This window comes from Flavobacteriales bacterium, assembly GCA_016716605.1.
Lineage (GTDB): Bacteria > Bacteroidota > Bacteroidia > Flavobacteriales_F > PHOS-HE28 > PHOS-HE28.
The window spans coordinates 1713962-1734886 of the sequence record JADJWA010000001.1 but is presented as its reverse complement, the minus strand read 5'-3'; the positions used below and the strand labels follow the sequence as shown (position 1 = coordinate 1734886).

Sequence of the window (20925 nt, the reverse complement as noted above, 5' to 3'; positions counted from 1 at the left end):
TCCCAGCGCTTGGTTGGTAGATTCGCCCCCTGCATGAGACCTGCCCGCCCGCTGCACGCATCGAGCATGACCCTGCGAATGGCGGGCCTCTGCTTGGTGCTCTGCTCAGCCTTGGTCTTCACGCCTCAGGCCGTGGGTTGGATATGCAGCACTTCCTGGGTGGAGCTCGGTTTCAAGGCTCCGCCGATTCTTGAGGAGGAAGTAGTGAAGCACCGTGAGGCGCACGTCGATCACGGATGCGCGCTGGAGTGCCTCGCACGCGCGGTGTCCATGCGCCTTCCGCTCCCGATGGATGAGCAGCTCGTTGCGGGACCGCTTGCCAAAGTGAGCGTGCCGCCCCCGAAAGCGTATTGACCGACACACCTGCATCGCAGGCCAGTCCTTCCGTCAACCACGTTTTCACGCCTCATCCATGTTCTCCAGGATCAAGCAGGATCTTCCTGCATCAATCGTCGTGTTCCTTGTGGCCCTGCCCTTGTGCCTGGGCATCGCCGTGGCTTCCGGCGCACCGCCTGTATCGGGCCTGATCGCAGGCGTGATCGGCGGCATCATCGTGGGTGCGCTCAGCGGATCGCCGCTGGGCGTGAGCGGGCCTGCCGCCGGCCTCACGGCGATCGTGGCAATGGGCATTGCCGACCTTGGATCATTCGAGGCGCTCCTAGCGGCGGTCGTCGTCGCCGGCGCAATCCAGATCATCTTGGGAATCGTCCGTGCGGGCATCATCGCCTACTACTTCCCGAGCGCGGTGATCAAGGGCATGCTCGCGGGCATAGGGCTCATCATCATGCTGAAGCAGATCCCGCACGCGTTCGGTGACGATAAGGACCCCATGGGCGATGAGAGCTTCGACCAGCCGGACAAGCTCAACACCTTCCAGGAGATCATGGTGGCCATGGAAACGCCCAATTGGGGGGCGTTCGTGATCACCGTGGCCTGCCTGCTGCTCATGCTGGCCTGGGAGCGGCCATTCATCCAGAGGAACAATTGGTTGCGCTATGTGCCCGGGCCATTGCTGGCGGTGGCGCTCGGGATCGTGATGGCCATCGGATTCGATGGGCACCCGGTGCTCACCATCGGCGCCGGGCATTATGTTCAGCTGCCCGATCTCCTGAGCACGTCGAGCTATGCGCTGCCCTCCTTCGATGCCATCGGGCAGGGCGCTTTCTGGCGCGTGGCCTTCACCCTCGCGATCGTGGCGAGCATCGAGACCCTTCTCTGCGTGGAGGCCACCGACAAGCTGGACCCGCAGAAGCGCATCACGCCAGCCAACCGCGAGTTGTATGCGCAAGGCGCCGGCAACATCATCAGCGGACTGCTCGGCGGCCTGCCCCTCACGCAGGTGATCGTGCGCAGCTCCGCCAATATCCAGAGCGGCGGGCAGACCAAGCTCAGCGCCATCCTGCACGGCACATGGCTCATGCTGTCCGTGTTCGCCATCGCCGGTCTGCTGCGCATGGTCCCGCTCGCGAGCCTCGCTGCCATCCTGCTCCTGGTGGGTTACAAGCTCGCGAAGCCATCGCTATTCAAGGCCATGTGGCGCAGTGGGCTCCCGCAGTTCATCCCGTTCATCGTCACCGTAGGCTTCATGGCCCTCACGAACGACCTCTTGCGCGGCGTGGCCTTAGGCCTGGCCTTGGCCTTCATCCATATCCTGTGGAAGAACTTCAAGGTGCCATTCCACTACGACCCGAACCGCTACAAGCCCGGCATGCCCATCTACATCGAACTCAGCGAGGATGTCACCTTCCTGAACAAGGCCGGCATCAAGCGCACGCTGAGCGAGATCCCCGACGGCGCGCGCGTGGTGATCGATGGTGGCCGATCATACGACCTCGACCCTGACGTCCGCGAGATCATCGACGATTTCCAAGAAACCGCGGAAGCGCGGAACCTGCGCTTGCAATTGCTCAACATGCCACCAAGGCACGGCGAGGCGCCCGCAGCGCCACGGACCATGCTTGCCGATAAGAAACCCTGAAACCACGCACCCCATGGACAGTTACCATAAGCTCCTTCTGAACAACAAGGCCTGGGCGGAGAACACCGTTTCGCAGGACCCGGAATTCTTCCATCGACTGGAGAAGATCCAGCGCCCCGAATTCCTGTGGATCGGATGCAGCGACAGCCGCGTACCCGCCAACGAGATCACAGGGACCAATCCCGGGGAGATCTTCGTTCACCGCAACATCGCCAACATGGTGGTGCACACCGACCTGAACCTCCTGAGCGTGCTGCAATACGCCGTGGAGTACTTGAAAGTGAAGCACGTGATCGTGTGCGGGCACTACGGATGCGGTGGCGTGCAGGCGGCCATGACGCACAATTCGCTCGGGCTCATCAACAAATGGCTCCGTAACATCAAGGACGTTTACCGCTTGCATAAGGCCGAGGTGGACGCCCAGCCAACGGAACAGGACCGCTTGGACCGCATGGTGGAACTGAACGTGCAAGAACAGGTCCTCGACCTTGTGAAGACCAGCATCATCCAGAAATCATGGCGGGACCGCGGTGGCCCACACCTGCACGGCTGGGTGTACAGCCTGCACAATGGTATCGTTAAACCCATTTGCGACGTCCCCGCCGGATCGCCGGTGGATGACATCTACCGCTTCGACAACCTGGCCTGAGGGCGCTCACGGATTGCAGTGGCCACAATGCTGCGGGTCCTCCGCTTGCTTCCCATCCGGGCGTGGCGCGTACTGAACATGGCCGCAATGCCAGCAGCCTCGCTCTATGCTACGGATGCTCTCGGTGGGCCAGCCACATAAGGCGCACGGCAAGCCGCTACGGGTGCCGGTGATGCGGAACCAGCAGGCGCCGCAGACCGGGCATGGCTCGCCCAGCTCCGCGGCGAAGCGAACGGCCGTTTCGCCGATTGCTTTCATCCGTGTGGGGTTCATCATGGCCCGCATATCCGTTTCCACCCAGCAGGAACCGTGGTTGGCGATGAGGCGCTCCGCAATGCTTTGGAGAGCGTCACGGTCCACGATGCCCTTCCGCATCGCATCGCCGGCCGACCACTTCTCCTTGGCGCGAACCACCAGCCCATGCCCGGGGAACTTCATGCGCTCCGCGAAGGCGTTCACCTGCGGCCATGTGGTGCATGCCTCACCGCCGAAGACCGTTTCCAGCGAGACATGCCTCTTGAAGAAGACCTTGTCGCCACGCGCATCGTAGAGCACCAGCAATTCCTCATCGCAGGAAATGAAGGGCGCCAGCGGGTAGGGGCCGAAAGAGCCCTCGCTCGCGATCACCAGGTCCATGCCGCTCACTTCGGCTCCGTGCTTCGCTTTGGCGATGCAGGCCGCGAATGGATCGAGTGCGCGCTCCACCTCCCCGCTGAACGCGCCGAAGCGATCGGTGTCAACGTCCGGAATGACCTGGACACCGGCCAAGGGAATGGCGTTGATGAGCGCTGGGCCGATCACGCGCTCTTTGCCATGCTGCGTGGCCACGCCAATGGAACGGTTGGCGAAGCGTTCCAGGCCGATCATGGAGGTGCCCTTCGCCATGGGTCATTCGCCTTGGCCTAGAGAGAAGCCCCTCACACCATCGAAGAGATAGAGGTTCTCGGTCTTCACGGTATCGATGTGCGCTTCAGTAAGCAGGTGCAGCAATTGGTGGATCTGTCTATGCCCGATGGGCATGTAAGTGGCCTTCTCCATGTCGATTACCGCATCGGGCCCCACGAAGCGGCAGCGCCAGTGATCGGTGCAAAAGGTCTCCGGGAACCCCTGTGGCCACACTTTCACGCCGCGGTTCGTGATGAGCTTCAGCTTCAGCATGCCGCGCGAGGCCTTCAGGAGCCTGTCCGCGAGTTCTTCCGGCGTGCTGACGGGGTCGCAAACGAATACATCCACACCGCAGAGCTCGCGTTTCACATGCGGGCGCACGTAGCGGTAAGCGGGTGCGGCGCCGCCCTTCATCTCCACGCTCTTGAGCTGCTGCGGATTCTTGCCGAGCCGCGCGACCACCGCATCGGTGAATTCGCTGGTGCCCATGCGCTTCTTCGACACGCCTTCCTGGAACACGTCGCTGGGGTGCAGGCCGTCCTCCAGCGCACAGAGCCACGCGTTCTGTATGGCCTCGGCCTTATCCGATAGGCCCAGATGCACGAGCATCATGCACGCGGCATTGAGCATGGCGCTGGGGTTGGCGATTCCCTTCCCGGCGATATCGGGCGCGCTGCCGTGGATGGCCTCGAACATGCTGATGCGGTCGCCGATGTTGGCGCTGCCCGCCATGCCAACGCTGCCGGTGAGCTCGGCGGTGACGTCGCTGATGATGTCGCCGTACAGGTTGAGTGTCACGATTACATCGTAACGGTCGGGCCTTGTGGCCACGCGCGCGGTGCCGATATCGATGATCTGGATCTCCTGCTGCAAGCCGGGGTACTCTTTGCCCAAGCGACGGAACGTATCCGCGAACATCCCATCCGTGAGCTTCATGATGTTGTCCTTCACCAAGCAGGTCACCTTCTTCCTTCCGTTGCTGCGCGCGTACTCGAAAGCATACCGTATGATCTTCTCCGTCCGGGAAGGCTGAGCACTTTGAGGCATTGGTACACATCGGTGGTCTGGCGATGCTCGATGCCGGCATAGAGATCCTCCTCGTTCTCACGCACCACCACCACATCCATGCCCGGATGCTGGGTGCGCACGAAGGGATGGTAGCTGCGGCACGGCCGAACGTTGGCATAAAGGCCGAGCGTCTTGCGGATGGTGACATTCAGGCTCTTGTATCCCGAGCCCTGCGGCGTGGTGATGGGCCCCTTCAAGAACACGGGGTTCCTCCGCAGTGCGGACCATGACTCAGCGGGAATGCCGCTGCTGTTGCCGCTCAAGTACACCTTCTCGCCCACCTCGATGTGCTCGTAGGTGAGTCCGCAATCGGCGGCATCGAGTATCCGGAGAACGGCGTCGGTGACCTCGGGTCCGATGCCGTCGCCTTTGGCGACCGTGATGGTGCGATTCATCTCTTCTTGAGGGGTTGCGCGTGATCGATGTAGGTCAGGGTGCGGTGCAGCAGGTGCTGGGCCAACAGCTTCAGGTCCTTGCGACTGCTGAGCTCGGTGAGCGAGGGCAGGTGCTCCATGGCGAAGGGAAGAGAATGCGCCATCTCGATCACCGTGGTGGCGAAGGATCGCGGCCAAGGCACATCGGCGCGGCAATCAGTGATGCGTTCTGCCACGAAAGCGCTGAGCTCCTTGTAAGGCAGGAAGAGGCGGCGCGCATTGTCGTCGTCCACGTTCTTATGCAGGTAGCTCTTCATGCCCTCCTCAATCACCAGCTTGCGCAGGGCGCGCGGCTCGAGCTGCACGTGCGGGAGCTCCTTGGGCCAAACGCCGCAAATGGATTCAACCACGCGCTCCAGCCCCGCACGTGGATCCTTCGCCTGCTCGGCATGGCGTCCGCAGAGCTGCCGAAGCCAGAGCCAGTAGAGCTGGAAATAGTACTGCAGGAGCCGATGCTTGTTGGGGAAGTACTTGTAGAGGCTCACCTCCGTGCATCCGATATGGTCCCCGAGCTTCTTGAATGTGAAGGCCTCCAGGCCCAGCTCATTCATCAGCTCCAGGCCGCCGACGAGCATGGAACGGCCCAGCTCCGTGGCTTCGGGATCCTTCAGGGAAAGGGCTGGATCGGGCCGCAGGTGAAGATGGACGTTGTTCATCTGGGGGCGAATATAGTATTACTATACCTATCAGATAGTTTCACTTACTTCGCGCCCTCATCGACCAGGATGGACGATTTCATAATCGATCACCGCGTCCAGATCATTGAATCAGTCGTGGCTCTGGCGACGTTCTTCGTTGTCAGGGCCACGTCCCACTGGCTCGTGCGCGGCGCTGTGATGAAGCTGGCGTACAAGGCCAAGGAGGAGCGCGAAGTGATGCGCCTGATCCGCCTTCTGCTCTTGATGCTGATCGCCATCGTGCTCACTGCCATCTGGGGCGTGAAGCAGAACGAAATCCTCCTTTTCGCTGCTTCGGCGATCACGGTACTTGGCGTGGCCTTCTTCGCCGAGATGTCGATCCTTTCGAACATCACCGCCTTCCTTGTCCTGTTCTTCCAGCATCCGGTGAAGATCAGCGACCGCCTCCGGCTGAAGGACGGGGATCAGGAGGTGGAAGGCGAGCTCGTGGACATCACCTACTTCTTCACCTTCATCCGGCAGGACAACGGAGCAATGACCACGGTGCCGAACTCAGCACTGCTCAAGAGCTCCTTCACCATCCTAGCATCGAAAGCCCGCTAGCACGAACACATGGATTACTCCCACCTGTTCTCGAACCTCACCAACCCGACGCTGCTCTTCTTCGTGCTGGGCATCGTGGCCCATCTCGTGAAGAGCGACCTGGAGATCCCGCCCACCACCATCAAGTTCATCTCGCTCTACCTGCTCTTCGCGATCGGCTTCAAGGGCGGACAGGAACTGGCGCACGAGCACCTGAACGCGCAATTCATCAGCGAGCTGCTCTTCGGCATGGCCATCGCGAGCGTGATCCCCTTCTATGCCTTCTTCCTGCTGAAGCGCAAGCTAGGCGTTCAGAACGCCGGGGCAATCGCAGCGGCCTACGGATCGGTGAGCGCGGTGACCTTTGTTGCCGCCAGCGGTTTCCTGGAAGCGAAGGAGCTGCCCTTCAGCGGGCACATGGTGGCGATCATGGCGCTCATGGAGAGCCCGGCCATCATCGTGGGCATGGTGCTGCTGATGCGCTACGATAAGGAGAGCACTGAAAGGCCCACCCTCAGCCACATGCTCAAGCACTCCTTCACCAACGGGAGCGTACTCATGCTCATCGGTAGCCTCATCATCGGCCTCGTGGCCGATACCAAGCAGGCCGAGGGCATAAAACCATTCACCACGGACATCTTCAAAGGATTTCTGGCGGTGTTCCTGCTCGAGATGGGCATGGTAACGGCCGCGCGCTTCAAGGCTTTCAGGGACTACGGATGGTTCGCCAGCGCCGTAGCCCTGTTGCTCCCGCTGGTGAACGGTTGCGCGGTCGCCTGGATCAGCGGCTGCATCACCCCGGGCGCAGGCGACCGTTTCATGTTCGCCACGCTGGCGGCCAGCGGAAGCTACATCGCCGTGCCTGCGGCCATGCGCTTGGCAGCCCCGAAGGCCGATCCCGGGCTCTATATCCCCATGGCACTCGGTGTCACCTTCCCATTCAACATCACCTTGGGCATGCCTCTGTACATGGCCATTGTGCAATCAGCATGACCTCGCGCACCCGGCCCGGGCAATTGAGTCGGGTATCTTCGCCGCGATCCACATCAAGGTCCGATGAGCCAATACACCGTCCCCCAGCCGAAGAACGAGCCCGTCCTGTCCTACGCGCCCAACACGCCTGAGCGCGCTGCCCTGCAGGCCGAGCTGGACCGCCGCCTGCGCGCGCGCATCGATGCGCCCATGCACATCGCCGGGCATGCCATCGAGACCAAGGACCTGCGCCGCATGAGCCCGCCGCACAAGCACGCGCACCACCTGGGCAACGCGCATTTCGGTGAAGCGAAGCACGTGCGCGCCGCCATCGATGCTGCCCTCAAGGCTAAGCGCGATTGGGAGAACATGCCCTTCGCAGAGCGCGCGGCGATCATGCTCAAGGCCGCAGACCTCATCGCAGGCCCTTATCGAGCGAGCATCAATGCCGCCACCATGCTCGGCCAGGGCAAGAACGCGTTCCAGGCCGAGATCGATGCCGCTTGCGAGCTCATCGACTTCCTGCGCTTCAACGTGGCCTATGCGGAGCAGATCTACCGTGATCAGCCTGTCTCATCACCCGGCGTGTGGAACCGCTTGGAGTACCGTGCGCTCGAGGGCTTCGTTTTCGCGCTCACGCCCTTCAATTTCACGGCCATCGCCGGCAACCTGCCCGCCAGCTGCGCCCTCATGGGCAACACCGTGGTCTGGAAATGCGCCGACACCCAGGCTTACAGCGCACAAGTGCTCATGGAGGTCTTCATGGCCGCTGGTCTGCCGTCGGGCGTGATCAACCTGGTGCATGTGAACGGCCCCGTAGCGGGCGAGCAGATCTTCGCGCACAAGGACTTCGCGGGCATCCACTTCACCGGCAGCACCGGCGTGTTCCGGCACATCTGGCAGACCATCGGGAGCAACCTGCCCAAGTACCGCAGCTATCCGCGCATCGTAGGCGAGACCGGCGGCAAGGACTTCGTGGTCGCGCACCCCAGCGCCGATGCCAAGGTGGTGGCCACAGCGCTCTCCCGCGGCGCCTTTGAGTTCCAAGGGCAGAAGTGCAGCGCCGCCAGCCGCGCGTACATCCCGGCCAATCTCTGGCCCGATGTGAAGAAGGAATTGCTCGCCGACCTCGCCGACATGAAGATGGGCGACCCGCGCGACTTCTCGAACTTCATCGGCGCTGTGATCGATGAGCGCGCCTTCGACAAGATCAGCGGCTACATCGATGCGCTGAAGCACGACAAGAAGAATATCAAGATCATCGCGGGCGGCAAGCACGACAAGAAGGTCGGCTACTTCATCCAGCCCACCGTGGCCGAGACGAAGGACCCGAAGAGCAAGACCATGTGCGAGGAGATCTTCGGGCCGGTGCTCACCGTGTACATCTACCCGGAGAACAAATGGAGCGAGACGCTCAAGCTGGTGGATTCAACCGGCGAGTACGCGCTCACTGGCGCCGTGATCAGCAACGACCGCAAGAGCATCATCGAAGCCCAGGAGGTCCTACGCCATGCTGCGGGCAACTTCTACATCAACGACAAGCCCACCGGCGCCGTGGTGGGCCAGCAGCCCTTCGGCGGCGCACGCGGCAGCGGCACCAACGACAAGGCCGGCAGCTACCTCAACCTCATCCGCTGGGTGAGCCCGCGCACCATCAAGGAGACCTTCGTTCCACCGACGGATCACCGGTATCCGTTCTTGGGCTAGGCCTATTCGATCCTTATCGACCTGCTCACCGCGCGATCACCACGCGGATTCCGTGCAGAGCAGTTCCATCACGCACCTCAGCAACATAAACGCCTGAGGGAATCGATGAAATGCTCAAGGTGCTCCGGCCCGATTGCGGCGAAAACGCCGAAAGGACCTCGCGGCCGCTGCCATCGAGCAGGGTGATCCGCGCTTGGGCTGGTGCCTCAATAGTCAACCAATCCTGCGCGGGAACGGGATATGCGCGCACGCCGGACAGGGCGTGTTGAAAGTCGGCCACCGCATTCAGCCCGCAACCTCCCTCTGCACAATAAGTCACCGAGCCCATCACGGTCCCGGAATTCATATCGATGAAGGGCGGTGATGATACCGTGGGGGTGAGGTCGCAGAAATCGATCTCGCCCTGGATGGTGCCGGTGTTCTCCGAGAAGCCCGAAACGCAGATGCGGCCCTCGCCCTCGATCGTATCGTAGTTGCCGATATCATCGAGCGTGAGCGCCGCATCGGGGCCGCCCATGGTGAGCACGCCGTCGATGTGCATGACACCATCGATGTGCACGGTGCTGTTGTTGATCATGGCCCAGTCCACGTCGATGTCACCGATCAGGTCCATGAGCCCGTCGTTGATGACCGTATCCATGATCACCACCGAAAAGTACTCATCCATGAAAAGGCTGCCCACGGGAGTCACATGCACGCGCTGCATGAGGAAGGTGTTGCCAGCGATGCGCACTTGGTGCAGCACCTCCGCGTTGTGCACTTCGGGTATGCAGTTGCAATCCCAGGTGGCGGGGTCGCTCCAGTCGCCGTCCTGCACGGAATAGGTGATCTGCGCCTCGGCAAACAGGCAGCCTGTCGCAGCAATGCTCAACAGCAAGCTCCTCATGATCGCATGTGGAAGGATGACGAAAGTAGACCGTGATTCCTGTGTCCGATGAGGGCACTACAGCTCCTCCGCCACCACCTCCCGCACGCCCGGCACCTCGTGCTTCAGCAGATTTTCGATGCCCTGCTTCAAGGTGACCATGCTGCTGGGGCATCCACTGCATGATCCGCGCAGGGAGACCGTCACCTGACCGTCGATGAAGGAGCGGAAGGCGATGTGGCCGCCGTCGCCCTCCACGGCCGGGCGGATGTATTCCTCCAGCACGCGGATGATCTTCTCGTCGTCGGGGCCCTTCGCTTCGGCATGCGAGCTCGCGCGCTCGTTGGCATCGGCCAGGGCCTGCGCAGGTGCATCATCGTACACCACGCGACCATCGGTGTTCAGGAACTCTTGGATGTACTCGCGCAGCTCCAACTGCACCAGGTCCCAATCGACCGAGTTGTTCTTGGTGACGCTGATGAAGTTGCCGCTCAGGAGCACGCCGGTGACGAAAGGCAGGTTGAAGACCTTCTCCGCCAATGGCGAAACACCTGCTGGCTCGTTGGGCGAGCGGAACTCGAGGATGCGACCATCGGGCACCAGCAGGCGGCTGCTCACGAATCGCATGGTGGTCGGGTTCGGCGTGGACTCTGCGTACACGGTTACCGGCGGGCGCTTGCCGGTGATCATTGGCTCTGTGGCTTCCATGGCGACCGCGAATGTAGACTGGTGGCCTCCCAAGGCCCTGTAAGGATTGTTGGCGATCAGGCTCGGGATACCGCCCTACTTTAGCGCCGCAATGCGCGAGCTGAAGAAGAACCGCTGGATGCTGGCCTCGTTGGCCATGCTGCTGCTGCTGGTAACCAGCGGGCTCACGGTTTCGCGCATGAGCTGCCTCATCAGCGGGCACAGCGTGCTCAGCTTGGGCCTTGCCGATGATTGCTGCCCTGAAGAGGAGCACGGCGATGGCACCATGATCGGCGCCACCTGCTGCGAACTCGTGCAGGCCACCGCCGATCGCGTGGAGCTCCTTCCATCGGCCACCTTCGACCTGGTCGCCCTGCCGGTGACCGATACGGCCCCGACTTGGGATGCGGTTGCCTTCGAGCGTCAACCGTTGCGCTGGCTCGATAGCCGTCCGCCGCCCTTGCTGGGCCTCAAACGCTTGGCGCTGATCGGCGTGTTCTTGATCTAAGCGGCGCGGCTTCTTGGCCCTCGCGGCCCGGTCACGCTCCGTATAACGTTCAAGGACACGAATGCCTTTCCATCGAACTCCTCCTTTACTCCTGCTTCTGCTGCTGCAGCTTCCGCGGTTCGCTGCTGGAACGCACGCACAAACGATCACCGGCACGGTGAAGGCCGCCGATTCCGGCGAGGTCCTGCCCGGAGCCAACATCTATTGGCTGGGCACTACGCAGGGCACATCAGCCGATATGAACGGGGCCTTCACCATCGAATCGCCCGCGCAATGGCCGGCGAGCCTGGTCGCGTCCTTCGTTGGATACAAGCCGGATACGCTCAAGCTGATGCAAGCACCGGCCGCCGCAATGACCTTCAAGCTGCGCTGGGCCGCGGCCATTGGTCCGGTTGAAGTGGTGGAGCGCACCCAGGGCACGCAGCTCAGCACGCGCAGCATCAACGCCACCGAACAGATCGGCCAGAAGGAGCTGAAGCGCGCCGCCTGCTGCGATCTCAGCGAGAGCTTCGAGACCAACGCCACGGTGGATGTGAACTACAGCGATGCGGTCTCCGGCACCAAGACCATCCGCATGCTCGGCCTCGATGGCAAGTACGCGCAGATGAGCCTCGAGAACATCCCCTTCGTGCGCGGCCTCAGCACCAGCAGCGGCCTCACGCTCATTCCCGGCACCTGGATCAAGGACATCAACCTGAGCAAGGGCGCAGGCACCGCGGTGAACGGTCCGAATGCAATGACGGGGCAGATCGACCTCTGCCTGCTCAATCCGCTGGATGAGCCGCCGCTCTTCGTGAACCTCTATGGCAACAGCCAAGGGCGCATGGAAGCCAACGTCCATGCCGCGCAGCGTACCGGTGCCAACAGCGCGAACCTGCTGCTCGTGCATGGCAACTGGTTCGATCGGGCCATGGACCAGAACAGCGATGGGCTGCTCGACATGCCGCGCACCAAACGCGTGAATGTCATGAACCGGTGGATGCACCTCGGCGAGCGCAAGAGCGGGCAGTTCACCGTGCGCGCCGTGCATGACGAACGCGTGGGCGGGCAGGATGCGATGCATGCTGCTGACAATGGGCACGCGCATCACGGCATGGGGCTGTACCGCATCGATGTGCTCAACCGCATGCTCGATGGCATCGCGAAGCATGGCTGGGTGTTCAAGGGCGATGCGAGCAAGAGCATCGGTTTGATCGCGAGCGGGCGCTGGCACGAATCGAATTCGACCTATGGGCTGCGCAGCTACGCAGGCGAGCAGCGCAGTGCGTACGCCAGCGCCGTGTACCAGCAATTGCTGCGCGATGGCAACGACCAGGTCAAGGCCGGCCTGAGCTTCCAGTACGACGATTACGATGAGCGCTTCGCGAGTCTGCGCCATGATGCGCCCACCGACACGCTCCAATACCTCGACCTGGGCCGCACCGAGCGCATGCCGGGAGCCTTCGCGGAGCACACCTTGAAGCGCGAGCGTCTCACCGTAGTGAGCGGACTGCGCTTCGACGCGAACGAGCGATTCGGCAACGTGCTCAGCCCACGGGTGCATGCGAAGTACGACGCGAACCCGCTCACCGTGCTGCGCGCCAGCATCGGGCATGGCTTCCGCACCGCGAACCCACTGGTGGAGAACGCCGCCGTGATGGCGAGCTCGCGCTACATCGCGCTGGAAGGAACGCTCGGCATGGAGCGCGCCTGGAACTTCGGCGCCAGCGCGCTGCGCAAATTCAAATGGCTCGACCGCAAATGGGCCATCGGCATCGATGCCTATCACACGCGCTTCACGCAGCAAGTGATCGCCGACATGGACCGCGACCCGCTCACCCTCGCGCTCTACATGCTCGACGGGCAATCGTACGCCAACAGCGTGCTTACCGATGTGCAGGTGGATCTATCGCGCGCCTTCCAGCTGAAGCTGAGCCATCGCTGGTACGAGGTGCGCTCCACCTACGATGGCCGCTTGCGCGAACGACCCTTCACGCCCAGCCACCGCGGCCTCATCGACCTCGCTTACACCAGCCCCGCCGAGCATTGGCGATTCGACATCAACCTGAATCTCTTCGGCGAGGGCCGACTGCCCGACACGCGTCCGAATCCCAGCGAAGGGCTGCGCTTCCCGGAACGATCGCCAGCCTTCGCCACCTTGCATGCGCAGCTCACCTACTCCGCTGGCGCACTCGAGATCTACCTCGGCGGCGAGAACCTCACCAGTACCCTGCAGCAGCAGCAAGTCATCGCACCGGATGACCCCTATGGCCCGTACTTTGACGCCAGCCTGATCTGGGGCCCCACGAACAAAGCCATGCTATATGGCGGGCTCCGCTGCTCCATCAAACGCAACACCAAGCAACCATGAGAACCCTGTTCATCGCGCTCGCCCTGCTCCTTGCGGGGATCGCCAGCGCCCAAAAGAAGTCCGCCCACCTCGACATCGTGAGCAGCACCGTCTGCGACATGTGCAAAGAGACCATCGAGAAGGAGATGATCTACGAGAAGGGCGTGAAGAAGGTAAGCGTGGACCTCGCCACGAGCACGGTGCATGTCGAGTACGATGCGAAGAAGAATTCCCCCGAGAAGCTCCGCGCCGCGCTGATCACGCTCGGCTACGCTGCGGATGGCACGCCCGGCGATCCCAAAGCCTTCGAAAAGCTGCCTGCTTGCTGCCAGAAGGAAGGCTGCGGGAAATTGCCGGACGAAGGCAAGCACTGATCCATGGCGCTGATCCGATCCGTACGCGGCTTCACTCCGCAATTGGGCCATGACTGCTTCCTGGCCGAGACCGCCGTGGTCATTGGCGATACCGTGATGGGCGATGGCTGCAGCGTGTGGTACAATGCCGTAGTGCGCGGCGATGTGAACAGCATCCGCATCGGCCACCGCGTGAACATCCAGGATGGCGCGGTGCTGCACTGCACCTATGAGAAGTGCGGCCTCAGCATCGGCGATGATGTGAGCATTGGGCACAATGCGATCGTGCATGGCTGCACGGTGCATGACAAGGTGCTCATCGGAATGGGCGCCATCGTCATGGATCTGGCGGTGATCGGTGCCGGCAGCGTGATCGCCGCCGGTGCGGTGGTCACGCAAGGCACTGTGGTGGAGCCCGGCAGCCTCATGGCCGGGGTGCCCGCCAAGCGCATCGGTCCGGTCAGCGCGGACCTTTCGCAGAACGAGATTGAGCGCATCGCCCGCAACTACGGCATGTATGCCGGCTGGTTCAAGGAAGGCTGATCACACCCCTCCGCTTCGCAGGTCGAGCCCCCAGTTGAGCTTCTCGCGCAGCGTTTGCAGGAAATCGTGGCCATCGAGCTGCGCGATCTTCACGGTGAACGGCGCGCGGCGGATGGTGACGGTTGCTCGGCCATCGATGGTGTGGCCGCGCGCATCGAGGTTCAGCAGGCAGCGATCGCCGCGGGACTCCAGCTCCAGTCGGATGGCGTAGTGGTCGGGCACAACGAATGGCCGGACATTGAGGTTGTGCGGCGAGATGGGATTGATCACCAGCGCATCGCTCGTGGGGTAAAGGATGGGGCCGCCGCAGCTGAGGGAATATGCCGTGCTGCCGGTCGGCGTGGCGATGATGAGGCCGTCGCTCCAATAGGTGTTCAGATAATCGTCGCCGAGGAAGACGCGCACGCTGATCATGCTGCTGGTGTCGCGCTTGTGAACGCTCACCTCGTTGAGCGCGAAATCGTCCGTGCCGAGCTGCTCCGAATGGCCGATCACCTGCAGCAGGGCGCGGTCCTGCAACGCGTAACGGCCATTCCTGATCGCGGAGAGCGCCGCATCCATGTCCTCGTGCCGCACGCTGCTGAGGAAACCCAGCCGGCCCAGGTTGATGCCGACCACAGGGATGCCGGCGCGGCCCAGCAGCGCCACGGTATCTAGAAGGGTGCCATCGCCGCCAAGGCTGATGCAGAGGTCGATTTCCTGCCGCGCAGGATCGGCTTCGGTGAGCACGGCATCGGTCACTGGGACATCGCAGGCCGAAAGCCATTCGGCGACCTGCCGCGTGAGCACCGGGGTGATGCCTGCGCGGTGCATCCGCGCAAGTGAATCACCCAGCACCGGCGCCATGCCGCGATTCATGTCGCGTCCGTGGACTGCTGCGCGCATCGTTCAGAAGGGTTGCGAGAAATGTAGGAAGAAGCCGTGCTCGCCCAACGCGTTGAGGGTGTATTCGGTGCGCACCACCTGATCGTAGCTGGTCACCAGGTCGAGGCCGATGCCGTAGCCGCTCATCCATTGCCCTGCCAGGAAGTTGGCGTCGGCGTATCGGCTGTCCCACACGCGGCCCGCATCGGCGAACACATTGAGGTACACGGCGAAGTAGAGCGATCGGAAGGCCTCGGCCGGCATGAACTCCGCGCGCTGGTTGCGCGGCCGCACCAGTTGGAAGACCGCATTGGCCTTGCCGAGGGTGAAGTGCTCGCCATCGATCACGTAGTACTCATAGCCCCGCACGAAATGCCCATAGCCGAGGCCCTCCTGCGCATAGTACGGCGGGGTGCCCCAAGTGTGCTTGGCGCGCGCTCCGAGAGCGAGCGTCACCGGATCGCCGAGCCGCCACCACTTCTTCAGCGTCACGTAGGCCGTGGTGAGATCCGGCGCGTTTTCGCTGAGCAGGCCGAGGCCGAGCCGGTCGATGCGCCCTTCCGCGTAATGCCCGGCGCGCGGGTAGATGCGCAGGTCCCGGCGGTCCCAGATGATGCCGTAGCCGAGGGTGATGTAGCGCGCCGAGGCGGCATCGCCATTGAAATAGTCCACCGCCGTTGCGCGCACGGTATCGGTGATGCTGGCCTGTATGAATGCCGCGCGGAGGTAGTGGCGCACATCGTGATTGCGGCGCAGGCTCAGCTCCAGGTCGGCCTTCTGCTCGTCGCGGTTGGGCCCGTCGGTGCGGCGCAGCAGCACGCGCCGATTGCCCTCGGTCCCCGCCGTGACCTCGGCCTGCTCGGTGTAATGCGCACCGATGCTCAGGCCGAACCGCCCTTTGCGATCGACGCCCGGCACCTTGTAGCGGAATCCGAACTGCCGCGTGTAGCCGAATTGCGCCTTGATGTAGAGCGTCTCGTTCCGCCCGCGGAAGTTGTACTTGTACAGGTACGCGCCATAATTCACCCGGTCCGGGTCGCGGTTGAAGGTGCGCCACCAGGTGTTGAAGTTGGGGTCCGCGAGCTGGAAGATGGGCGAGGGCCAGATGGTCCATCGCTCGTGCACCTCAACCTCGACCACGACGCGCTGCAGGTCGATGTACAAGGGCAGGACCGCGGCCGTATTGAAGAGCCCCGTGTTCATCAGGTTCTGCCGGCTCCGTTCCAAGCGCTCCGAAAGGGTCACGGCTTCAAGCGTGTCACCCTCTTGCACGAGCAGCTCGCGGAGGATGATCCGATCCTTGGTGGCCTTGTTGCCGTTGATCGCGATGCCGAGCACGACGACCGGCGCCGGCGCCGCAGCCTGGCCCTTGACGGCCCCTGCCGTGATGGCGAAGGCGCAGATCAGGCAAAGGGCGCGCGGCATGGCCGCGAAGATGGGGTGTCTCGTTCTGGATGGTTGAGGGTTGCGGGTTGAACCCGCTGCCGGTTGCGGGTTGAACCCGCTGCCCACGGATTCCGGAGACAACTCGTGGAAACCGGCAACCCTCAACCGGCGCCAACCATCAACCCTCAACCTTCAAAGATTGATGAACCGCATCAGCTCATCGTACCGGCCGCGCAGGTCGTCATGGAGCTTGCTGCCCTGGTAGGTGCTCTTCACGAAAAGCTCATAGCGGTCGAAGCTGCGCAGCACCTCGCTGATGTCCTCCCGGTTGATCTTCAGCGTCACCTCCATGCGCGCTGAATCCGGAAGGGTGCGCGTGTACACGCTCAGCACCTTGCAGTCATTCGATTCCACGAGCCGTGCGATCTCGAAGAGGCTGTAATCGTTCTGGTTCATCTCCAGCACCACGATGCTGCCGGGCTCCTGGATGTTGGTGACCTGCGCCAGCCGCTTGAGCGCTTCGTGCTCGGTGATCGCCCCTTGGTACACGCCCATGTCGTCGAGCACGGGCACCACGGTGAGGCCACGCTCGCTGAACAGCTTCATCACCTCGTAGATGTGCTGTCCGCCGCGCGCGAACGGAATCTCCACGCTGTCCATCACGATGCCCACCGAGGCCCGCGGATCGTTGCGATCAACCAGTTCCTGGTCATGCACCATGCCCACGAGCCTTCGGCTCTCGACCACGGGCAGATGGCTCACCTTGAACTCCTCCATCCAGTCGAGGGCACGGCTCACATCGTCCTGCGGCTTCAGCGGCGGGATGTCGGCGGTGATCAGGTCGATGGCGTGCATGCGTTCGGCGGGCAGGTTGAGGGGCCTCTACTTTTGCGCACCCTCCAACGGGCGGGCCAAAGTAAGGTCGGCATGACGCGCTTGAGCGTGAACATCAACAAGCTGGCGACCCTGCGCAACGCGCGCGGAGGCAATAATCCCGATGTGCTCCGCTGGGCGGTTGACATCCAGCGATTCGGCGCACAAGGCATCACCGTGCATCCGCGCCCCGATGAGCGGCACATCCGCCGCTCCGATGCGCTCGCCTTGAGGCAGCTGGTGACCACCGAGTACAACATCGAAGGCTATCCGAGCGAGGATTTCATCGCCCTGGTGCTCTCGTGCAGGCCTGACCAAGTGACCCTGGTGCCTGATCCGCCGGGCGTGCTCACCAGCAACGCGGGCTGGGATGCGCGCGGGCAGGGATCGTTCCTGCGCGGGGTGATCGCGCGGTTCAAGGCTGAGGGGATCCGAGCTTCGGTGTTCATGGAGACCGACCTTGAGCAGATCGCCCATGCGGCAGATACCGGTGCCGATCGCATCGAGCTGTACACGGAGCCTTATGCCGCGCAGTACGCCAAGGATCGATCAGCCGCCGTGGCACCATTCGCAAAGGCGGCGAGCAAAGCGATGGAGCTGGGCCTTGGCGTGAACGCGGGTCACGACCTGAGCTTGGAGAACCTCGCCTGGTTCGTTCAACAGGTTCCCGGCGTCCTGGAGGCCTCCATCGGTCACGCGCTCATCTGCGACGCGCTCACCTTCGGAATGGAGAACGCCGTGCAACTCTATCGGCGCGAGCTGCGATGAGCACGGTCGCGCTGCATTACCGCCGACTTGGATCACCGGGTGCCACGCCCGTGGTGATCCTGCACGGGCTCTTCGGGACCAGCGACAATTGGGGGAGCATCGGCAAGGAGCTGGGCGAGCCCACCAACGGTGCAGCGCCGCTCGATGTGCTGCTGGTCGATCTGAGGGACCACGGCCGTTCGCCGCACACCGATGGCACCTCCTACCCCATCATGGCCGCCGATGCGCATTCCCTGGTCACCGGGCTTGGACTGAAGGACATCGTACTCGTGGGACATAGCATGGGCGGCAAGGCAGCCATGCTCTTCGCGCAGCGCTGGCCGGAGCTGCTCAAGCACCTCGTGGTGATCGACATCAGCCCGAAGGAGCATGCGAACAACCACGCACACATCATCGAGGCCCTGCGAACAGCGGACCTCAGCGCTGGCCGCACCCGCAAGGATGTCGAGATGCACATCGCTCAGCACGTGAAGGAACCGGGCGTGGTGCAGTTCCTCTTGAAGAACCTCTATTGGAAGGACGAAGGGCATTTGGCCTGGCGCATGAATGTGGAGGGCCTGCGGCGCGACCTAGGCGCCATACTCGCATCCATCGGTCCCGAAACGGTGCGCGTGCCCACCCTCTTCGTACGCGGCGGGCAGAGCGACTATATCCTCCGTGAGGACATCCCTGCCATCAAGGAGCAATTCGTGAACAGCCGCGTGGAGACGGTGCTATTCGCGGGGCATTGGGTGCATGCACAAGCACCGGATGAAGTAGTGGCGTGGATCAGAGAGGCGGCGGGGTGATCGGGAGAGGAAGCGAGGGTAAAGGAGTGGAAGAGGAATGCAGACTGTAGAATGCAGCATGGAGAGCGACTCAGCCGCGATACAGGGGCCGAGGAACAGATGATGGCAGCATGATTACTCGATGCGGACTGAACGTCCAGAAGACACGACTCTCGTCGCCGGCGATCATTCATGTTTCCTTCTGCTGGTCACTTGCTGTTGCGTTCGGCTCTCTCCATTCCCATAGTGCTCTCGCACAGCAGGATACCATCTGGGCGCCGTACAAGACTGGCATGCCGCTGCGTGAAGGCGTGTACTTCGATTTCCGAGCCTTCCGGCTGAACGCGCCAACGGTACCGCTGGAGCGCATCACCGACGATCAAGGTGTTGCCGTGAGCGACCTGCGCGGCGTGCTCAGCCGATTACGCTACCGGACGGACAGCGGAACCGTGGAGACCTTGCGCATGAACCGCATCTGGGGCTTCAGTCAGCGCGGCGTGGTGTACGTGGCGGCCGGGAACGGCTTCTACCGCATCGGGCAGATGGGCAGCCTGGCGCATATGATGTACGAGCAGAGCTACCGCGATTGGGACCCGTGGATGTACGGTCCAGGCACGGTGAACCGCACCGTACTGGTGCAGCAGGTCATCGATATGGACACCGGCCGCGCGCTGCCGTTCACTGCTGCCGGCATGCGACTGGTGCTCCAGCATGATCCCGTGCTGCTCGCTGAGTTCGATGCCTTGCCCAAGAAGGCGCGCAACCGCGATGAGGCGCTCTTCCGGTTCCTGCGGATCTACAATGAGCGGCATCCACTGCTGTTCCCGGAGTGATCAACGGCCAAGCGGCCGTCACCTTCTCTTCACGCCATGCGCCCGGCATGGTCTTCGTCTGCCGCGCGCGCAGCTAGCTTCGCCGCCGCACCATGACACATCGCCAAGCCCTCCTACTCGCCTTCGCTTTGCCCCTGGCCGCCTGCAGCCAGGACAAGAAGGAATACCTGGCCGCACTCGTGGGCTTCTACAATGTGGAGAATATCTACGATACGCTGGATGCGCCCGGGGTTGACGATGCCGAGTTCCTGCCCGGCAGCGCCAAGGATTGGAACAGCGCGCGGTACTTGAGCAAGCTCGATCGCGCGGCGGGGGTGATCGCCAGCATGGGGAAGGAGCTGCATCCGCAAGGCTTGGCCCTATTGGGCCTTGCCGAGGTGGAGAACCGGACGGTTGTCGAGGACTTGGTGAAACGTGATGCGCTGAAGGCCCGCAACTACAAGGTGGTGCACGTGGATGGACCCGACCGCCGTGGCGTGGATGTGGCCCTGATCTACAATCCCGCGCTCTACAAGGTGTTCGCGCACAAGAGCTACCGCCTCACGGCTGCTGACGATACCAGCTTCCGCACGCGCGATCAATTGCTGGTGAGCGGCGTGCTCGACGGCGACACCACGCACGTGATCGTGGCGCACTGGCCCAGTCGCCGTGGCGGCGAGAAGCGCAGCGCGCCCAAACGCAAGCTCGCCGCCGAGCTCGGCCGGCGCATCATCGATTCCTTGCTCGCGATCACCCCCGACGCACGCATCGTGTACATGGGCGACCTGAACGACGACCCCACCAACGCAAGCGTTACGCGCTTCCTTCGCGCAAGCGGCGATAAGGCCAAGGCCGTGAACGGCACCTTCTTCAACCCCATGCACGAGCCTTTCTCCAAGGGCATCGGCTCCCTTGCCTGGCGCGACTCATGGAACCTGTTCGATCAGGCCTGCATCTCTCCGGCGCTGGTCACCGGGGCCGGTGGGCGCTACCGCTATTACGGCGTGCGCATCTTCAACGAGCCCTACCTGCGCCAGACCGAAGGGAACTTCGCCGGCTATCCCTTCCGCACCTATGTAGGCGACAATTACCAGGCGGGCTACAGCGACCACTTCCCCGTGTTCCTGATCCTGGTGAAGGAAGCGGCGGGCGCCGCGAGATGAAGCCGGCGCCGGTGAAGCCATGTTCCGCTGACAGGGTGCGGCATGAGCAACGCCCCTATCGAGCGGCGCCGGTCTGGCTTCGCCCAATCCGCTA

At 62.8% G+C, this 20925-nt stretch carries 21 protein-coding genes and 1 pseudogene; 14 read left to right on the top strand and 8 right to left on the bottom strand.

Annotation, left to right across the window (positions count from 1 at the left end):
• Nucleotides 1–33: 33 nt before the first annotated feature.
• Genes IPM12_06865 through IPM12_06855 form a run of 3 tightly spaced genes read left to right on the top strand, consistent with a single transcriptional unit; the run spans nucleotide 34 to nucleotide 2627 of the window.
• A complete protein-coding gene (locus IPM12_06865; GenBank protein MBK9147524.1) occupies nucleotides 34–354 on the top strand; it encodes a hypothetical protein in 321 nt (106 codons plus the stop codon).
• A gap of 58 nt (nucleotides 355–412) precedes the next feature.
• Nucleotides 413–1978, top strand: a complete 1566-nt coding sequence (locus tag IPM12_06860; protein MBK9147523.1) for a SulP family inorganic anion transporter — start codon at nucleotides 413–415, stop codon at nucleotides 1976–1978.
• A gap of 13 nt (nucleotides 1979–1991) precedes the next feature.
• On the top strand, nucleotides 1992–2627 hold the full coding sequence (locus IPM12_06855; GenBank protein MBK9147522.1) for a carbonic anhydrase: 636 nt from the start codon (nucleotides 1992–1994) through the stop codon (nucleotides 2625–2627).
• A 6-nt stretch (nucleotides 2628–2633) separates the two neighbouring features.
• Here IPM12_06855 and IPM12_06850 read toward each other — a convergent pair whose 3' ends face one another.
• From IPM12_06850 to IPM12_06840, 3 genes and pseudogenes are all read right to left on the bottom strand, one after another.
• Nucleotides 2634–3494, bottom strand: coding sequence for a hypothetical protein (locus IPM12_06850; GenBank protein MBK9147521.1), 861 nt, complete (start codon nucleotides 3492–3494; stop codon nucleotides 2634–2636).
• Between the two features lie 21 nt (nucleotides 3495–3515).
• Nucleotides 3516–4975, bottom strand: a pseudogene (locus IPM12_06845) (NADP-dependent isocitrate dehydrogenase).
• Nucleotides 4972–5670, bottom strand: coding sequence for a TetR/AcrR family transcriptional regulator (locus IPM12_06840; protein ID MBK9147520.1), 699 nt, complete (start codon nucleotides 5668–5670; stop codon nucleotides 4972–4974). The pseudogene IPM12_06845 and the gene IPM12_06840 overlap by 4 nt, the downstream one beginning before the upstream one ends.
• Nucleotides 5671–5739: 69 nt before the next feature.
• On the opposite strand from IPM12_06840, the gene IPM12_06835 reads away from it, so the two are divergent.
• The 3 genes from IPM12_06835 (at nucleotide 5740) to pruA (ending at nucleotide 8913) form a co-directional block, all read left to right on the top strand.
• Complete coding sequence (locus tag IPM12_06835; GenBank protein ID MBK9147519.1) at nucleotides 5740–6255, top strand: mechanosensitive ion channel; 516 nt, start codon at nucleotides 5740–5742, stop codon at nucleotides 6253–6255.
• A gap of 9 nt (nucleotides 6256–6264) precedes the next feature.
• Entirely contained in the window at nucleotides 6265–7227 is a 963-nt protein-coding gene (locus IPM12_06830) for a sodium-dependent bicarbonate transport family permease (GenBank protein ID MBK9147518.1), read from the top strand.
• A 63-nt stretch (nucleotides 7228–7290) separates the two neighbouring features.
• Nucleotides 7291–8913: an L-glutamate gamma-semialdehyde dehydrogenase gene (gene pruA, locus IPM12_06825; GenBank protein MBK9147517.1), complete on the top strand. Its 1623-nt coding sequence runs from the start codon at nucleotides 7291–7293 to the stop codon at nucleotides 8911–8913.
• 25 nt (nucleotides 8914–8938) lie between these two features.
• Here the strand turns inward: pruA and IPM12_06820 are convergent, their stop codons facing one another.
• Both IPM12_06820 and IPM12_06815 read right to left on the bottom strand, forming a co-directional pair.
• Nucleotides 8939–9799, bottom strand: a complete 861-nt coding sequence (locus IPM12_06820) for a T9SS type A sorting domain-containing protein (GenBank protein ID MBK9147516.1) — start codon at nucleotides 9797–9799, stop codon at nucleotides 8939–8941.
• A gap of 57 nt (nucleotides 9800–9856) precedes the next feature.
• The gene (locus IPM12_06815; GenBank protein MBK9147515.1) at nucleotides 9857–10486 is read right to left on the bottom strand and encodes a NifU family protein; all 630 of its coding nucleotides are present in this window, start codon (nucleotides 10484–10486) and stop codon (nucleotides 9857–9859) included.
• 91 nt (nucleotides 10487–10577) lie between these two features.
• Between IPM12_06815 and IPM12_06810 the strand changes: the two genes are divergently transcribed.
• From IPM12_06810 to IPM12_06795, 4 genes are all read left to right on the top strand, one after another.
• On the top strand, nucleotides 10578–10973 hold the full coding sequence (locus IPM12_06810) for a hypothetical protein (GenBank protein ID MBK9147514.1): 396 nt from the start codon (nucleotides 10578–10580) through the stop codon (nucleotides 10971–10973).
• Nucleotides 10974–11034: 61 nt separating this feature from the next.
• Nucleotides 11035–13323, top strand: a complete 2289-nt coding sequence (locus IPM12_06805) for a TonB-dependent receptor (GenBank protein MBK9147513.1) — start codon at nucleotides 11035–11037, stop codon at nucleotides 13321–13323.
• Nucleotides 13320–13676: a heavy-metal-associated domain-containing protein gene (locus IPM12_06800; protein ID MBK9147512.1), complete on the top strand. Its 357-nt coding sequence runs from the start codon at nucleotides 13320–13322 to the stop codon at nucleotides 13674–13676. The genes IPM12_06805 and IPM12_06800 overlap by 4 nt, the downstream gene beginning before the upstream one ends.
• Before the next feature lie 3 nt (nucleotides 13677–13679).
• A complete protein-coding gene (locus IPM12_06795) occupies nucleotides 13680–14198 on the top strand; it encodes a gamma carbonic anhydrase family protein (protein ID MBK9147511.1) in 519 nt (172 codons plus the stop codon).
• Here the strand turns inward: IPM12_06795 and IPM12_06790 are convergent, their stop codons facing one another.
• From IPM12_06790 to IPM12_06780, 3 genes are all read right to left on the bottom strand, one after another.
• Nucleotides 14199–15083: an NAD kinase gene (locus IPM12_06790; protein MBK9147510.1), complete on the bottom strand. Its 885-nt coding sequence runs from the start codon at nucleotides 15081–15083 to the stop codon at nucleotides 14199–14201.
• A 3-nt stretch (nucleotides 15084–15086) separates the two neighbouring features.
• Nucleotides 15087–16487: a BamA/TamA family outer membrane protein gene (locus IPM12_06785; protein ID MBK9147509.1), complete on the bottom strand. Its 1401-nt coding sequence runs from the start codon at nucleotides 16485–16487 to the stop codon at nucleotides 15087–15089.
• 153 nt (nucleotides 16488–16640) lie between these two features.
• Complete coding sequence (locus IPM12_06780; GenBank protein ID MBK9147508.1) at nucleotides 16641–17303, bottom strand: CBS domain-containing protein; 663 nt, start codon at nucleotides 17301–17303, stop codon at nucleotides 16641–16643.
• Between the two features lie 72 nt (nucleotides 17304–17375).
• Here IPM12_06780 and IPM12_06775 point away from each other — a divergent pair, with 72 nt between their 5' ends.
• From IPM12_06775 to IPM12_06760, 4 genes are all read left to right on the top strand, one after another.
• Nucleotides 17376–18089 carry a pyridoxine 5'-phosphate synthase gene (locus tag IPM12_06775; protein ID MBK9147507.1) on the top strand — a complete coding sequence of 238 codons (714 nt, stop codon included), beginning with the start codon at nucleotides 17376–17378 and terminating at the stop codon, nucleotides 18087–18089.
• Nucleotides 18086–18877, top strand: a complete 792-nt coding sequence (locus tag IPM12_06770) for an alpha/beta fold hydrolase (protein ID MBK9147506.1) — start codon at nucleotides 18086–18088, stop codon at nucleotides 18875–18877. Before IPM12_06775 ends, IPM12_06770 begins: the two co-directional genes overlap by 4 nt.
• Nucleotides 18878–19149: 272 nt before the next feature.
• Complete coding sequence (locus IPM12_06765; GenBank protein ID MBK9147505.1) at nucleotides 19150–19689, top strand: hypothetical protein; 540 nt, start codon at nucleotides 19150–19152, stop codon at nucleotides 19687–19689.
• Nucleotides 19690–19781: 92 nt separating this feature from the next.
• The gene (locus tag IPM12_06760) at nucleotides 19782–20831 is read left to right on the top strand and encodes an endonuclease/exonuclease/phosphatase family protein (protein MBK9147504.1); all 1050 of its coding nucleotides are present in this window, start codon (nucleotides 19782–19784) and stop codon (nucleotides 20829–20831) included.
• Nucleotides 20832–20925 lie beyond the last annotated feature (94 nt).